Origin of the sequence: Streptomyces sp. SLBN-118, assembly GCF_006715635.1 — a bacterium.
Classification (GTDB): Bacteria; Actinomycetota; Actinomycetes; order Streptomycetales; family Streptomycetaceae; genus Streptomyces.
The window spans coordinates 3,696,385-3,710,616 of the sequence record NZ_VFNP01000001.1; the positions used below are offsets into that span (position 1 = coordinate 3,696,385).

General features: G+C 65.8%; 13 protein-coding genes and 2 pseudogenes. 8 read left to right on the plus strand and 7 right to left on the minus strand.

What is annotated here, in order from left to right; genetic code table 11:
* Positions 1-77: 77 nt before the first annotated feature.
* A complete protein-coding gene (locus FBY35_RS16870; protein ID WP_142214585.1) occupies positions 78-287 on the plus strand; it encodes a hypothetical protein in 210 nt (69 codons plus the stop codon).
* A gap of 496 nt (positions 288-783) precedes the next feature.
* On the opposite strand, the pseudogene FBY35_RS38035 reads toward FBY35_RS16870, so the two are convergent.
* A pseudogene (locus FBY35_RS38035) lies at positions 784-896 on the minus strand (IS5/IS1182 family transposase); the annotation flags it as partial.
* A 234-nt stretch (positions 897-1,130) separates the two neighbouring features.
* Between FBY35_RS38035 and FBY35_RS16875 the strand changes: the two are divergent.
* Positions 1,131-2,081, plus strand: a complete 951-nt coding sequence (locus FBY35_RS16875) for a hypothetical protein (RefSeq protein ID WP_142214586.1) — start codon at positions 1,131-1,133, stop codon at positions 2,079-2,081.
* Positions 2,082-2,703: 622 nt separating this feature from the next.
* Positions 2,704-3,198: an HAD family hydrolase gene (locus FBY35_RS16885; protein WP_142214588.1), complete on the plus strand. Its 495-nt coding sequence runs from the start codon at positions 2,704-2,706 to the stop codon at positions 3,196-3,198.
* Positions 3,199-3,549: 351 nt separating this feature from the next.
* Here FBY35_RS16885 and FBY35_RS16890 read toward each other — a convergent pair whose 3' ends face one another.
* Complete coding sequence (locus tag FBY35_RS16890) at positions 3,550-3,861, minus strand: hypothetical protein (protein ID WP_142214589.1); 312 nt, start codon at positions 3,859-3,861, stop codon at positions 3,550-3,552.
* Positions 3,862-4,251: 390 nt separating this feature from the next.
* Here FBY35_RS16890 and FBY35_RS16895 point away from each other — a divergent pair, with 390 nt between their 5' ends.
* The 4 genes from FBY35_RS16895 to FBY35_RS16910 all read left to right on the plus strand — a co-directional run bounded on the left by FBY35_RS16895 (position 4,252) and on the right by FBY35_RS16910 (position 7,572).
* Positions 4,252-4,791 (plus strand): hypothetical protein, encoded by a 540-nt coding sequence (locus tag FBY35_RS16895; RefSeq protein WP_142214590.1) that lies wholly within the window; start codon positions 4,252-4,254, stop codon positions 4,789-4,791.
* Between the two features lie 443 nt (positions 4,792-5,234).
* Positions 5,235-5,591 (plus strand): effector-associated constant component EACC1, encoded by a 357-nt coding sequence (locus tag FBY35_RS16900; RefSeq protein ID WP_142214591.1) that lies wholly within the window; start codon positions 5,235-5,237, stop codon positions 5,589-5,591.
* The gene (locus tag FBY35_RS16905; RefSeq protein ID WP_142214592.1) at positions 5,588-6,748 is read left to right on the plus strand and encodes a caspase, EACC1-associated type; all 1,161 of its coding nucleotides are present in this window, start codon (positions 5,588-5,590) and stop codon (positions 6,746-6,748) included. Before FBY35_RS16900 ends, FBY35_RS16905 begins: the two co-directional genes overlap by 4 nt.
* A gap of 509 nt (positions 6,749-7,257) precedes the next feature.
* Positions 7,258-7,572 (plus strand): CPCC family cysteine-rich protein, encoded by a 315-nt coding sequence (locus FBY35_RS16910; protein ID WP_142215115.1) that lies wholly within the window; start codon positions 7,258-7,260, stop codon positions 7,570-7,572.
* A gap of 590 nt (positions 7,573-8,162) precedes the next feature.
* On the opposite strand, the gene FBY35_RS16920 is transcribed toward FBY35_RS16910, so the two are convergent.
* The 4 genes and pseudogenes from FBY35_RS16920 to FBY35_RS16935 form a co-directional block, all read right to left on the minus strand.
* Positions 8,163-9,683, minus strand: coding sequence for an MFS transporter (locus FBY35_RS16920; RefSeq protein WP_260848635.1), 1,521 nt, complete (start codon positions 9,681-9,683; stop codon positions 8,163-8,165).
* Between the two features lie 508 nt (positions 9,684-10,191).
* A pseudogene (locus FBY35_RS37170) lies at positions 10,192-10,374 on the minus strand (site-specific integrase); the annotation flags it as partial.
* A 58-nt stretch (positions 10,375-10,432) separates the two neighbouring features.
* Complete coding sequence (locus FBY35_RS16930) at positions 10,433-12,172, minus strand: serine/threonine-protein kinase (protein WP_142214595.1); 1,740 nt, start codon at positions 12,170-12,172, stop codon at positions 10,433-10,435.
* A 350-nt stretch (positions 12,173-12,522) separates the two neighbouring features.
* Complete coding sequence (locus tag FBY35_RS16935; protein ID WP_142214596.1) at positions 12,523-12,927, minus strand: hypothetical protein; 405 nt, start codon at positions 12,925-12,927, stop codon at positions 12,523-12,525.
* Between the two features lie 420 nt (positions 12,928-13,347).
* Between FBY35_RS16935 and FBY35_RS37175 the strand changes: the two genes are divergently transcribed.
* Positions 13,348-13,473 (plus strand): hypothetical protein, encoded by a 126-nt coding sequence (locus tag FBY35_RS37175; protein WP_260848636.1) that lies wholly within the window; start codon positions 13,348-13,350, stop codon positions 13,471-13,473.
* Between the two features lie 137 nt (positions 13,474-13,610).
* Here FBY35_RS37175 and FBY35_RS16940 read toward each other — a convergent pair whose 3' ends face one another.
* Positions 13,611-14,171, minus strand: coding sequence for an alpha/beta fold hydrolase (locus tag FBY35_RS16940; protein ID WP_142214597.1), 561 nt, complete (start codon positions 14,169-14,171; stop codon positions 13,611-13,613).
* Between the last annotated feature and the right edge of the window lie 61 nt (positions 14,172-14,232).

The window sequence follows — 14,232 nt, forward strand, 5'->3', positions numbered from 1 at the left end:
GTAAGGGGCCATGATCTCTCGCCCCATGGCAGCTCCCGCCCAAAGCCGCTACGCCGACCGCGCGTTATCCTCGCCGCGTGACCAGCTACGTGTTCGAGTTGACCTGGGGAGTGCTCGCGCTGGTCGGCGGGGGAATCCTGGCGACCAATGTGTGGGGCGCGGCTGAGCGGCTTCAGTCAATGTCCTACGCGTACCGATCATGGCCCGGGAGTGCCACTACGTGCCGAGTACTCGGAGGCGCATTCATGATCATTGGTGTCGGCACGCTTGCTGCTACGGCGTTCTAGAACCGATCAGAAGATGGCCGTGCCCTTCCCGTGCCCGTTCGGTCGGGAAACAGCGGGGAGCCGCGGTCGCTGGCGGACAAGGCTCGTGAGAACGGCCCCTGACCAAGTTGCCTGGTCAGGGGCCGTTTACCTGCCGTGGGTGTGGGATTTGAACCCACGGTGACATCGCTGCCACGACGGTCTTCAAGACCGCCGGGCAATCATATTGCCCACCCTCTCTGACCTGCACGGTAGGCCCACACGAAGCGCTCTAAGAGACGACTGGCCCACACATGGCCCACGGGCCCTCAGGAATCCCCCTTCGAAACCTCTTACTTCGGCGGCCGTGCATCTCGACTGAGCAGGCATCCACCGCTACGACGGCAGGCCGGGAAGCGCCACCCGGTTCGCGGCACCGTGCATCCGCAGCGTGTCTGGCCGCGTCGTATGCATCCACAGCGGTGCGCCAATGAGGATCCGGCTGACTCCGCCCATCTCAGGCTCGGTGCGGAAGTCCCCGGCGTTCCTTGCGGGGCAGCAGCGGCTCGATCCGCTCCCGCAGGCCATCCGACACGATCCACGGCGAAGCCCCCATGCCCGGACAACGCTGAACCCCTGACGCGGACACGGTCACCAGGACCGATCGACCTCATTGTTCTAGCCGTTGTGATAGCCCGCCGGGTCGCGACGGGGGCGGCGGTTTTGCGCCACATCGACTTGAAATCGTCTATCTTTTCGCGCTTGTCCGGTGGATTGAGCAAGGGAACCTCTGCGATTGCTCAAATATGTTGATCATTCCGTCAAGATCGATAGTGTTCATTTCGCTTCACCGAACATGACGCTATGCACATGGGGGAACATCACATGAAGCTCAAGAATTCGGCTCATGCCGCGCTGCTGACCACAGCGCTGATAGCCGGAACTGCGGCACCGGCCTTCGCCGCCGATGGCGGTCCCGCCGCCAATACTGCGGCCCAGGTCGTGGCCACAGTGCAGAACGCCACCGGCACCACGGACGTTGCCTCCGGCAGCACCACGGGCACGGTCATGTCAACGGATCGCGGGCTCGTCACCGTGACCACCCCCGCCAGCGCCGAGGGGCGGGTGACCGTGGCGGCTTCTGACGGCTCCAGGGTGACGATGTCCCTGCCCGCAGCGGTCGACGCCGCAGGCACCACCTCAGCGGCTGGCACGACCGTCTATCCCAACGCGGCCGCGCACACCGACCTCGCCACACAGGCCACCGTCGACGGGGGCGCCCGCGCCCTGGTCACCCTCAAGAACGCCGCCGCTCCTACCACTCAGCGCTTCGACCTCGGCCTGCCCGACGGCGCCACCCTGGTCGCCGATGGAGCCGGCGGCTACGACATCGTCACTTCGGCGAACGGCGCAGGCGCTGTCACCCGCGGTCACGTAGACGCCCCCTGGGCAAAGGACGCGAACGGCAACTCCGTCCCCACGAGCTACAGCCTTGAAGGCAACACCCTCGTCCAGACCATCGAGACCGGCCCCGACACCGCCTACCCCGTGGTCGCCGACCCCCACTACACCTGGGGCATCATCACCGGCACCGTGTACTTCAACAAGAAGGAGACCAAGCTCCTCGCCCTCGGCGGAACTGTCGTGTCCTGGATACCGAACCCGGCCGCGGTCGTCGGGGGCCGAAGCCTCGCGGTAATCGCGGGGGTCGCGGTTGCGGCCGATAAGTGCGTCAAGATCAAGGTCAACCCCGGGCTGGCAGTCCTTTCACCGGCGGCAGCCGTGGCCGGAAGCGGCTATTACAGTGGCAAGAGCGGCGACGGATACTGCAAGTAAACGGATACTGCAAGTAAACAGACCGCCAGCCGATTGATCCCGAAAAGGGAGCACGGCTGAACGTGATGGCCGGATAGACACATCTCGGCTTCCGATTTTGAAAGGTTGCGGAATGGATGCTCTAACCGTTCTGGCGTCGGCCGCTTTCGGCTCCACCGTGTATCTCACGACTTTCTCGGCTGTGAGATGGCTGAACCAGCTGACGTCGCGCACTAAGGTCGTGGGCCTTGTGGTGATCGGCATGGTTCTGTGCGCAGTTATCGGAGTAGTCGCGTACGCGAGCCAGAGCGTCGCGGTCGGATTTATCGTGGGTGCCGGCATTACGCCGCCCGTACACCGGTGGATCCTGCAACGACGCAGGCACGTCGCCAGTTCCTGACCTTTCGGCGAACTCGAACCCCGCGGACCCGATACCTGTTCTGTCCACGGAGGTTGGGTGCGGTGACAGTGATTACCGTCTGGGGATCTTGAACGAGTGAGGGCCTTCCGGGTTCGGTGTGGATTGCGACGTCTACACCAGCCCGAAAGGCCCTCACAGCGGCTAACACAATGAGTTGATCTGGCTGGCATGTCAGGCGCTACTAAGCCGACAGGCATGAACGACATCGCGTAGCGTCGTACCGTGCTGGCCCTCTTCGACCTGGATAACACTCTGATTGACCGCAGCGTCGGCCTGGAGGAATGGGCTCGCGGCTTTGTGCGCTTGCGCTCCCTGCCCCACGGTGCAGAAGCGTTCATCTGCGATCAACTCTGCGAGCGGGTGCACCCCGAGGACTTCGTGGATCTTCAGGCAGTGCTTGGTCTCGAAGACGACCCGGGCGACCTCTGGCACGAATACGTCGAAGGCATCGCGCGCTCGGTGCGCTGCTTCCCTGGAGTCAAAGAAGGGCTCGAAGCACTGCGCGGCGCGGGATGGACTATCGGCATCGCGACGAACGGCGTGGGCGACATCCAGCGGGCCAAGCTCGCTGAGACCGGTCTCGCCCCGCTCTTCGTCGGCATCTGCGTCTCGGGGGAGGTTGGGGTGCGGAAGCCGGAGCACCGTCTCTTCGAGGCCGCGGCGGCGGAGTGCGGTGTGGCGAGAGGTCCTGGCCCACAAATGGCCCACACGCCCTGATCAGACATGGGATACGGGCCGCTCGGGGTGAGACAAGGTGAACGCAGAGGGCGCGGCTCCGAAGTGGAGCCGCGCCCTCTGACCTGCGCGGTGGGTGTGGGATTTGAACCCACGGTGACATCGCTGCCACGACGGTTTTCAAGATCGATGATGGGCTTGACTCGCCCATTGAGGAGACTCCGCCGACCTCTACATTCGCCGCGGGTCTGGCCCCACGATGGCTGGGTCCTCAGTCCGGAGTCGAAACTCTGCGGATACGCCCAAGCTCTTGCGCGCGGCGATATAGAACGCATCACGCTTCTCCTGAAACTGCCTGAATGCCTGCGTCCAGTCCTCCGATGTTCCCGAACGCTAGTCACGAGCGAACTGCTCCAGCACCCAAGCCTGGCGCTGTAGTGCTCTGGCCGCCGAAATGGTTCCGGAGTCTCCCATGAGGAGAACAGCCTCGAACGCGTAGCCGCGCTCAAGTTCGGCGTTCGCCAGCATCTCCAAACCGGTTTCCTGTGCGAGTGGCTGAGGGAGATCGAACAGTCCCTTGCCTGCGGCCAGACGCCCTGCCAAGGAGGTGAATTTCTTGATCGCGTCGGCGTACCGAAGGTAGGACTCCAGACGGCGTTCGTCCCATCGCGTCGAGAGCTGGCGGCGCCATCGCGATCTCTCCATTAGAGCTCCGCCTACGTAAGACGCTGCCGCGCCCACGAGCACGCCTATCAAGGTGAACAGTTGTCCCGACATAGCCCCCCTGTCGTTCAGGTCGGTCCAGGGAGACCCTACTTGGGGCTCCAAGACCGAGGCGGCGCGTGCCACAGCCGTGCCACATCATGCGGTCAACCACGGTCAAGGACGGTTCGCGGCAGTCCAGAGGCCCCGCCGAGCTGGGGATTCCCCGAACCTGTAATGACCTGCGTACTCTCGCCGCCCCGCACACCCGCCCTTACAAAGCAGTGATCATTGGCAATCCAGGCGCCATGCCATGGCGGCAAGTGAAACCGGCCTTTCCGCTAGCGTAACGGCGCTCTGGCGGCACAGGTTCGTCCGCGGTCTAATGCATCGGTGGACGCAGGCATGGCGGGGCTCATCGGGGCGGCGGTGGCGGCGATCAGCGGACTCGGCGGAGGCGCCCTCACCCTCCTGGGGCAGTCCAAGCACCTGCGTCAGCAGCACGACCGAGACGGGGAACGCTGGCGGGATGGGACGCGTCTCGACGCCTACAGCAGCCTTCTCGCCTCCTCCAAGCAGCTCTCTAACGCGCTATGGAAAGCAGCCGACCAACTCAGGGATGCAGGCAGCAGCGCAGACGATTGTCAGACTCGTCATGAGGAAGCCCACGATGCCTGGACACAGTTCAGCGCCGCCGCAGCCAAGGTGAGCATTGCTGGTACACCAGCGGTCGCGGAGGCCGTCGATGTCCTCCGCGGGGCCATGTACAACTGGCAGATGGTTTGTACCGCGTGGACAAAGGCTGTCCTAGCCAACGATCAGACGGATTCCGAAAGCTTCAACAGGGACTTCGAGGCCGCTGCGGAAGCCAAGCATCCCGCCGACCGCGCGTTCGAGAGGGCCGCCCGCAAGACTCTCGGGATGGATGACTGAGCAGGCTGTACCTGGCAGGGCTCCGACGTGCCCGATCGAGCCGTGAAACGCCGTCAATAGCGGTCTTCGAAGCGCCCACACGAGCCGACGATCCGTCCCCCATCTGCTGGGGAGTGACGGCGAAACGGCCCGCACCAAGGCGCGAGGTCCATCGGCCTACGGTGGTTGTGGGGACTTGAGCCAATCGCCCCGGCCCACGGCAGCTCGTGCCATGACCGCTTTCAAGATCGTTGGTGGCTTGACTTGGGCAGCCGCGCCCCTTGCCCGGACCCCTGCGGACTCGACGTTGCACCACCGGGGGACGGCTCGTACCGACAGGAGAATGGTCAGCGATGGGATTGTTTGAGCCAAACCCGGTGCCCTGTGCGGTGGCTGAACGAGGATGTACAGGCAGGTTGGCAACCTGTTGATCCATTGCCGAGGGCGAGGCGGAGGGTGCTGCTGTGCGCATCGAGGTGAGTGTAGAGGGCGGCGAAGACGACCTTCGTTCGCTGCACGGCTGGTTACGCGATGATCCAGATGTTCGCCGGACCGCCGATCTAACGCTCTTGGAGAGTCCAACTCGTCCGGGTGACATGGGTGCTGGGCTAGATCTTCTCCAATTGTTGACAGGCAACGGCTGGAGCGCGATTTCTTTCGCGATTGCCGTGGCCACATGGAGGCAGGCACGTCACCGGAACCCTCAAGTTACCGTGCGGCGTGGAGACACGGTCGTCGAGCTGTCCAACTGCAACGAAGCAGAGGTGCAGCGACTTATTGCATGGCTTGAGGAAGCAGACGGTGAAGGCAGGCATCAGTGAGCCGACTGCCTGATCCGGGTTCCTCATGTGCGGTCTTAATCGGCACCAGTCTGTACGAGCACCTGGATTCTCTACCTGCAGTGGCAAACAACGTCTCATCGCTGGCTCGCGTACTCAGCGGGCCGACCTCTTGGGGACTAGAGGCAGCGCGCTGCACTGTTGTCTCTGAGCCATCGAGCGGCACTGAAATTCTTGATGCCGTGGAGACGGCCGCCAGACTGGCAAGTGACACGTTGCTCGTGTACTACTCCGGGCACGGCCTCCAGACTCACCGTGGAGAGCTGTACCTGACCGTGTCGGGTTCCGTGCCAAGACGGGAGGACACAGGCCTGCCTTACAGGCAGTTAAGGGACATGATCCTGAATGGCCAGGCCGAAAGGCATGTGGTCGTTCTCGACTGCTGTTTCAGCGGCAAGGCCCTCGGGACAATGACCAGCTCTCCCGATCTGGTGGAGCACGCAGAGATTGAAGGGACCTACGTTCTGGCCGCAGCGCCAGAGAACAGGCTAGCCCTTGCTCCGCCGGGCGAGACGCACACTGCGTTCACCGGAGAACTGCTCGACGTCCTCTGGACAGGTATACCGGGTGGGCCACCACTGCTGGAGCTAGATGTCGTTTACACCCATCTACGTAGAGCCCTAACGGCGAAGGGGCGTCCCACGCCACAGAAGCGCGACCGCAACACAGCCGGCCAGCTTGCTCTTGGCCACAATCCTGCCTATCGGCTGCCATCCTCGCTTGTGACCGACGGAGGATCAGGGAGCACCGATCTACCTTGGCCTGATCCAGAACATATTCGAACGGCTCAACAATTCATAGACGCACTCTCGCAGGTTCGGCGCGTAAGCGGTATGAGGCAGATAGACATCAGTCGTCGTTCCGGCGGTCGCATCGCAACCAGTACCATAAGCCATCTCCTCAACAGGACTACGCTGCCGAGGAATTGGAAGACTCCATCCATCTATCTCTCGACATGCGGGATTCCTGCTGACCAACTTGCTGTTTGGGAAAGCGCCTGGGACCGGCTGCGGACCTACGAGATCGAAGTCGCTAAAGACGAGGCTCGAGAGCAAAAGGAAACGAGAGCGTCGACGGTCACGCGAGACGGCATCTGGCGCAAGCTGGCCCGACGCAACACACGCACTGGGGACCAATGACCTCGTGCGACTCAGTGTGATGGAGAAAGAGTGGCGCTAGGTGACGTACGGGGATGCTCGGGCGAGGAGCCACTTTCCCCACTCCTGAACATCGTGTTCCATGCTGCGATTAGCAACAGAGCCCCAATGACCACAACCCAGGTCGAGGGCATCTTCGCACGCTTGGACACCGTTGGCTCGTTCACATAGTGTCCAGCGCGCCAGTGCCGCTTCCGGGCCTGTGCCATGGCCTCCACCCCCAGTCAAGAGCCACCCACTGGCGAGCGAGTCTCGCAGAAGCTGTTTGGACCGTCAGACAGACGCGGATCCTGGGCCGAATAGCACTGCCCCATGGCGCAATGTTGATGCACCGACATTGACGTCAGGAGGACCAGACCCTGCAGAGCAGACCGAGCGGACGCAAGCCCCGAAGCACCTGATCTCTCATACGTCGCCTCGGCCTGCGCCTGACCGGCGAAAATTGCTGGGCCGGCGCGGCCTCGTTGGACCAGGATGCAGCCGTGACTTTCATGGTTGTTCGCGGGAGCGCCGAGAACGGGCCGTACCGCTGCCCTTGCTGCGGCTACATCACCCTGGCCGAGCGTGGCGCGTTCGAGATCTGCGAGGTCTGCTATTGGGAGGACGACGGCCAGGACGAGCACGATGCCGACGAAGTCCGAGGCGGCCCGAATCACGATCTCAGCCTGAGGCAGGCACGTCAGAACTTCGAGGCGATCGGCGCGTGCAACGAATACTGCTGTCCGTTCGTACGCGTTCCACTGCCTGCGGAACACCCGGACAGCGGAAGCCTCTACGGAACAGGCACCCTCTACTCGTGGCCGTAACCACAGCGCTGCGCTCACTCTCCCGCAGCCGTGCCAGATGCGTGCCAGAACGAGGGGACAGCAGGGGTCATCCACAGTCATGACCGCACTGCCACGACGCATCATCGAAGTCGCCCTTGCGCAGGTCAGCGCGCCTACCGGATCGAATCGCACGGTGATTCCCAAGCTCAGAGCGCGGGTTCGATTCCCGTCACCCGCTCCACGACGAAGGCCCAGGTCATAGACCCGGGCCTTGTTTGTTGTCTGGACCACGCTAGGCGTCTCGTGCCCGTTGCGTGCCAGATGCGGTTTGATCCACTGCGCCACGCCGCTCACGTACCAGCCGGTCGAGACCGGCAGCCACCTCCCTCTGCCGCTCAAGGTCGCATGCCACACCACGTTCCGCCGCATCACTGAGGCCCTTGGCCTCAACGGCAAGCAGCGCCAGGAGCTGCCAACTCTCTTGCTCAGCAGCCGACCAGAGCAGTACGCAGCCCCGCTCTGGCACATCCCACCAGGCGCCTGAGTAACAACTTCACGGGTTCAGGGCGGCTCGCTCCGCTCGCCGAGCGCAGGCCCGGCACCCGGCCGGGCCTGCGCTCCCACCGCTGTCATGTGTCCGCTGCCTGGTAACCGGCAAGGAGTTGCTGCTCGCGCTCCCGCCTGGGGAAGAGGAAGAACACCAGGGCCGCCCCGACGAGGATGGAGATCAGCCCGGCGGCGTAGGACCAGTCGGAGCCGGACAGGAACGCCGACTTGGCCCCGGCGATGATCTGGCTCGAGTACTCCGGATATTGCTGGGCCACGTCCGCGGCGCTGGAGAACGACTTGGTGAGCTGATTCTCAACGCCGGTCGTGATCTGCTGCTTTTCAGGTGACTCTGCGACCGTGGCGGACACCGCCGAGGCGTAACCGGCGGTGAGCAGAGCCCCGAAGATCGACTGCATCATGGCGCCACCCAGGTCGCGTTGCAGGTCGGCGGTGCCCGAGGCCATTCCTGCCCTGCGGACGGGAACCGCGCCGGTGAGCGAATGCGAGGCCGGTGTGCCCGCGAACCCCACGCCGATGCCGGTGAGGGCGTAGGCCAGACCGATTTGCCAGTAGGAGCTGTCCTCCCCCCAGAACAGGAGCATCCAGCCGAAGGCCAGGAAGAGGAACACGTAACCGGTGAGCAGCGTGAAGCGGGCCCCCCGACTCTCGACCAGCTTGGCGGAGCGGGGAGCGACGAGGATCATGAGGACGACCGCTGGCAGGAACGCCGCCCCGGCGCTGAGTGTCGAGTAGCCGAGCACGTTCTGGAGATACTGCTGGCTCACAAAAGAGGAGCCCATCAGCGCGCCGAACACGATGATGCCGGCGCAGGCCGCGACCCAGAAGATCCGGCGGCCGGCAACGTGTAGGTCGTACAGGGGATTGAGCGCTCGGCGCTGCCGGATGCCGAAACCGATCGTGGCGACCAGCGCCACGGCGCCCAGCACCAGGGCGAACTCTCCCTTGCCCGGAACGGGGGCGAAGTTGATGGCCAGAATCAGCGTGCCCACCAGGACAACCGACAGAGCCCCGCCAAGGTTGTCGACCGGACCGGTCGTCTCGTTCACGTGGCTGGGCACGAGGTACCAGGCCATTAGCAAGGCCACCACGGCCAGTGGCAGGGTGATCAGGAAGACCGACCCCCACCAGAGGTTTTCGAGCAGCGCGCCCGCGACCAGCGGTCCGAGCGAGGCGATACCTCCGCCGAGCGCCGACCACAGCGCGATCGACTTGGTGCGACCGGGCCCCGACCATAGTGCCGCGATCAGCGCCAGCGTGGTCGGGTAGGCCATGCCCGCCGAGATGCCGCCGAGCACGCGGGCGGCGAACAAAACGTCGTCCGAGGGTGCGTAGGCGGCAAGTAGACAGGCCGGGATCGACAGCGCCATGCCCAGGACGAGCATCAGCTTGCGTCCGTAGCGGTCACCGAGGGCGCCGAGGTAGAGAACCGAGGCGGCCAGGCCGAGCGAGTAGCCCACGGCGATCAGGTCCAGCGTCGTCTGCGAGGAATCGAAGTCCCGGCCGATCGAGGGAAGGGCCACATTGGCGACCGACAGGTTCAGGTTCGCGACCCCGGCCACGACGATCAGCGCGGTCAGCACCAGGCCTGACCGCGCCGGTGCCTCGGACCGGGCTTGCGAAAGCGTGCTCGCATCAGGGGGCACCGGTCACACCCTCATTCCTGCATGTGCCGGAGCGCCGCCAGCAGCCCGGAAAGCACGACCATCCGCATCGCCATGATGGCCAGGATCTGGGCGACGCCGACGTAGGCCACGCCAGTGCGAGCGCTCCAGGTGCGGAACCAGCCAGCCAGCCAGCCGAGGACGAAGAGGACTGCTGCATGCCTTCATCCCAATCGGCGGCGTGACACCGTGCAACGGATGCTGAGCCGTCCGTGTGCCACGGACGACGGAGGGATCGCGATCGGTGTCGCCGAGCAAGGGCCCCCGTCGTCGTCGCGGGGCGGCTGTCGAGGCTTGACGTGGTCGACTGCAAACCCCCATAGCGTGGCTGAGGCCGCTGGGGGTGTAGCGAGGCACACGCGTGCCTGACCTGTCGGCGAACCCGCCATCGTGGCTGACTGTCGTCGGCTGAGGGTACAGACATCCTCGCGACTTCCTTGTGCCGCGCCAGGTCCGAGTGCGAATGGATCAGCGCGGCCTTCTCGGAAGACTGCCCGGCACGGACCATCGGGTTTCTGAACGTGGCGCCGGTCCGGGTCGCCAGGGTGTGCCCGATGTGACGAAGATCGTGGAACCGAAAGCCAGACCGCCCTCTGACGCGGTCCCGGGCCGTCGCGGGGCTAACACCGCGGCGGCTTGCGCCCCTGTGCAGCACTGGTTGGGAACGCCTAGCAGCGGGGCAGGGTGCCGCTCTCCTTGGTGAGTTTGGTGCTGTGGGCCCAGCCTTCGGTGTTCGTCCCATCGATACGGGCGTAGATCCACTTGTTGCCGTAGGCGTTGGTGATGTAGCAGTGGTAGTAGAGCTTCACACCGGTCTTTACCACGGTCACGTACTGGCATTCCGCGTACGGTCCGGTGTAGAGGTGGGACGTCTCGGCGAGGTACCCGTAGCCGTCGCCGCGGTTCTCGTGGGCCCAGCCGGTGCAGGCCGTCGACACCGGAGTGGGCTCCTTCACCGTCGGGCTGGGCTTGGTCTCTGAGGAGGCCGACGGGCTCTCGGTCGGCTTGTCGCCTTCGGCGCTGGGCTTCTTCGTGGGGCCCAGCTCCTCGTCCTCGTGACCGTCCGGCTCCTCCGAGGTCGACAGCTTCGAGGACGTTCCGGGAGAACTGGCGGACGACGGGGTGCTGCCCCCGGTCGGCCAAGGGCCGTCCGCGGGGGAGCCGACGCCGGGCGGCGTCGCCTGTGCGCCGTCCGTGGTCGTGGCGCCCTGTTGGGACGTCAGGGCGTAGGTGATGCCGGCGCCTGCGGCGAGGAGCACGACGGCGGCCGCTGCCGCGACGACGGTGCGGTTGCTGCGGCGCCGTGCGCGACGGGTTGCCGTCGGGCTCGTCTCGGGAGCGGGGACTCCGGCGTGGCTCGCGACCGGCGCGCCGTGCGGCGGCAGGTCGGGCTGCACGTAGCCGGCGCGCGGAGGCGAAGGCTGCGGGGCGGGCTGGGGGAACAGCGGGGGACCGAACCCGGGGGCAGGTGCGGCGGCGGCAGCCCCGGGACCCACCGTGGGAGGGGGAGCGGGTGTCGGCGTCGGAGCGGCGGATGGGAAGTGCACCGTCCCGCCCGAGGCGACGCGCTCCAGCATGCCGCGCGCCTGTTCCGCGGTGGGCCGGTTCCCCGGCTCCTTCGCCATCAGCGCCTGGAGGACCGGCGTGAGGGGTCCCGCCCGGCGGGGCTCCGGCAGGGGCTCGGTGACGATCGCCGAAAGGGTGGACCACGCGGACGTGCGGCGGAACGGCGAACTGCCCTCCACGGCTGCGTAGAGCATCATGCCGAGCGACCAGATGTCCGACGCGGGACCGGGCTCCCTGCCCTGCGCGCGCTCCGGCGGCAAATAGTCGAGGGAACCGACGAGTTGACCGCTCTGGGTCAGCTTGGCCATGGCGTCGTCGCCGGAGGCTTCCATGCTGGCGATGCCGAAATCGGTGAGCACGACCCTGCCGCCGTGCTCGATCAGCACGTTTCCCGGCTTGACGTCCCGGTGGAGTACGCCGGCCCGGTGCGCGGCGTCGAGCGCGTCCATCAGCTTGGCGCCGATCGCGGCGGCTTCGTGCGGCTCCAGTGTGCCGCGCTCCTTCAGCACGTCGTCGAGCGAGGGCCCGTCGACGAGTTCCATGACGATGACCGGGAGGCCCCGCTCCTCGGTCACGTCGTGCACGGTGACCACGCCGCTGTGCCGGATACGGGCGGCGGCCTGCGCCTCTCGCTGCATCCGGGTCCGCACGTCGGCCAGTTCGGCTGCGGAGGTGTCGGTGAAAGCCCGCAGGACCTTGACGGCGACCTCTCGGTTCAGGAGTTCGTCCACCGCTCGGGCGACCACTCCCATGCCGCCGCGCCCGATCACGGAGGTCACCCGGTAACGCCCGCCGAGTACCTTGCCCGTCAGCTCTCCGCCACGCGCTTCCCCCGCAGTCACCGCACGCTCCGTTCCGTGGTTGTTCGTGAACCATCAATCCGAAGTCCTCAAGGGTAGAGGCAGGGGCGTGAGGGGAAGGCGGCGGCCGTGCGCAAGTATGTGGCTGCCCATCAGGGTTGTCGCCCGTGGCGGGCACGGCGGTCCTTTGGCCGTGCGAAAAAGGGCAGACTACGGGCCCGTGGGGGCAGCCGCACCAGCTCAGCAATGACGCAGAATGCGCCTGCACGGCGAGCGCACCAGATGCACACGAGATGCGCACCAGATAGGGCTGCGTTCAGTGTCGTTTCCACAGGTCAGCAGGCATGTCCGCCGGAAGCGGCCAGTGATTCCCAACCTGGCCGTCGACACCGTCACCGCTCCGCTGTCGCTGGGCCGCAGCACGTGACCGCATAGCCAGGGGCCGTCCAAACATCCGGGCCGTGCGGCAGTTCCACGACCCGTGCTCCGGCGCCCTGCAGAAAGGCTGTCACGGCGCCCGCCCTTCGGTCGTCGAGGGAGAACACCCATGATCCGGGGATAAGGACCGTGTGGACGAGGCCCACCGACGCGTGGGCGAGCAGCAGCCGCAGCTGGGGCTGAACCATCCGGTGCGAGACGCCATTGTCCAGGAAGACACGCGGGGCGAGGAGTCCGAGTATGTCTGCGTGCACCTCCAGCGCATGCACGTGGAGTGCCATGCGCCAGATGTCGTAGGGGAAGCAGCGCAGGTAAGCCGCGGTGAAGGTGCCGACCTGGTGGGTGTGGGTGCTGGTCATGGGGCATTCCTTGCTGAGCGAAGAGCCGTGGCGGCCCTGCGATTCCCCTCGCTTTGTACCCGGAGCCCCGAAGGAGAGCCGGGATGACTGCCTACGCTCGGTGAGGGCGTGACTGTGAGTGTCCGACGTGGTGCCGCCTGGTGGGCGGCCATGGCCGGAGTGGCAATTGGCCGGGCCGTTGTCGCCGCGATCAGCAGCGCTGACGGGCCTGCTCTCTCAGGGCCTTCCCGCAAACAAGGTTCCGCTTTGGAAGCGGGTGGTAGGCGGGTACGGCTCTGCCGTACCCGCACCACGGTCCACCTCTCAGAATGGACCGAACCTCGCAAAATGTCTAGACCACTGTAAATACTCCACCTCGCTTCCGTCGGAGCTGTACCCGGTGCCGGTCCGGAGCAGGCCGGCCGTCGCTCAGGACACGGCTTGGCCGACCGGATCGGCCAGGATCTCGACGTCGCTGCCGAGAACCGCGACCGGATCGAGAACATCGCCGACGCGGTGCGGGCGGGACTGGAAGAACGCGGCTGGCCTGTAAGGGCATTGGAATGACCGCGCCACGAGGCGGCTCTCGGACCGGTGCGCGGATCCTCACCGCGCAACCCGCGCCTCGTAGCCCCCGTGGCCTCGCGTGAGCACCGCTACGACCTCCGATGCGGGGACAGCGCTCGGGAGTGCGGTTGAAGGATTCAGGGTTTGTCGGGGCTGATCGCCTTGGCCACTTCGCTCAGATCGTTGTTCAGCTGGTGATCGCGTCCGGGCAGCCGGTGCACCTGCGCCTGCGGAATCACGCGGGCGTAGAGGTCGGCATGCGACGGTGGGGCGGTCTCGTCCTCGAGTCCGTGGAACACATGGACCCGCGCGCCGTGCGGCAGCCTCGCGCCGAGGACGCCGGGCAGCTCGAACTCGTCGCCCGGCCAGCCGCCCCGGCCGACGAACGGGGCGGAGATCAGCAGGATCGCCGCGAGCCTGCGCTCCGGCGGCTGCTCGGCGAGCGCATGGATGAGGATCGTCCCGCCCACCGAATGGCCGGCCACGACCGCGCCGTCCTCCAGCTCCGCCAGCTCGCGCCGGATCGCCGGGCTCCATCGGGTGTAACTCGGGTCGCCCTCGCCGGGCATACGCGGGTAGCGGACTTCGTACTCGTCCCCGAGCTCTCGTCTCAGGCTGTCGACCAGCTTGTCGTCCCATGCGTCGTGCGCGCCCGCGCCGCCGCCCTGGATGAACAAGATCTGCTGAGTCCCTGTCATGGCGATCGTCCTTCGCACCCTTGTAACGACTCGGCTCGGTTCCGCTGCCGGCCGGTGTCAA

Coding starts and splice junctions, on each gene's coding strand:
- FBY35_RS16875 (WP_142214586.1), top strand. CDS start 1,131: ATGAAGCTCAAGAATTCGGCTCATGCCGCGCTGCTGACCACAGCGCTG.
- FBY35_RS16890 (WP_142214589.1), bottom strand. CDS start 3,861: ATGGAGAGATCGCGATGGCGCCGCCAGCTCTCGACGCGATGGGACGAA.
- FBY35_RS16910 (WP_142215115.1), top strand. CDS start 7,258: ATGGTTGTTCGCGGGAGCGCCGAGAACGGGCCGTACCGCTGCCCTTGC.
- FBY35_RS16935 (WP_142214596.1), bottom strand. CDS start 12,927: ATGACCAGCACCCACACCCACCAGGTCGGCACCTTCACCGCGGCTTAC.
- FBY35_RS16940 (WP_142214597.1), bottom strand. CDS start 14,171: ATGACAGGGACTCAGCAGATCTTGTTCATCCAGGGCGGCGGCGCGGGC.